Annotated in this window: 1 protein-coding gene; it reads right to left on the bottom strand. The window is 49.4% G+C overall.

Annotated features, from left to right (window positions below):
- Positions 1–103: 103 nt before the first annotated feature.
- A partial coding sequence (locus tag D5398_RS25310; protein WP_425272777.1) for a bacteriophage T4 gp5 trimerisation domain-containing protein occupies positions 104–792 on the bottom strand: 689 nt, incomplete at its 5' end.

Genomic DNA, 792 nt, shown 5'->3' with positions numbered 1-792 from the left:
CGCCGAGCGAGCCCTGAACAATCGGGCCGCCAGTGGCGGTCATATCCTTCTGCCGTGCTGCCGGAAATCCGGTCATGGTATAAATCCTTTTAAAGTTAATATTTTAAATAAACGGAGGAGTTGCGCCTGCTGGCGGCATGTCGCTGCTTCCCGAGGCCGGCGGGGCGGGTGGTGGCGCTACCGATAATCCGCAGTTAAGATTTATGAGTGCCGAGTCACTGTTAACCATCGCGACTCCCTGCATATGTAATGTGGCGCCGGAGAGAAAAATGCTGCCATCTTTCGTTAGTACGATTTTGGCGGCGCCACAACTGAGCTCCAGATGGTCTCCGGCTGAATATAGCGAGGTCTTGCCGGCCATTTCGCTTTTAATTTCACCTACGCTCAGCTTCATTTTTTTCCCGACGTCGATGCTGTACGTTTGTCCTACATTCAACGTTTTTAAGACGCCGATTTCAGAGGATTGTGATACGCCAACGGTAGTATTCATGCTGCTGCCTACGGAAACCTGATACGCAACCCCAACAGATAACGCGCTCAAAAAACCGACCGTTTCAGTTTTAATTATGCCGACAGTTTCTGATTTGTTATTTCCCACATTGACCACCTGATTAGAAGTGATGGTTTCAATCTGGTTTGCACCCACGTTTTGTATCTGGTTTTTAGCAATGGTTATCGCCTGATTACCGCCAACTATTTCTGTGTGGTTGGCGACCACATCCGTCATCCGGTTATTTAGCACCTTCGTCTTCATGTCTTTCTGAGCATGGATCGACAGCAGTTCCTGTGCGG

The organism is Rahnella bruchi, assembly GCF_003614975.1.
GTDB lineage: Bacteria > Pseudomonadota > Gammaproteobacteria > Enterobacterales > Enterobacteriaceae > Rahnella > Rahnella bruchi.
This window is presented reverse-complemented; position numbering and strand designations above follow the sequence as displayed.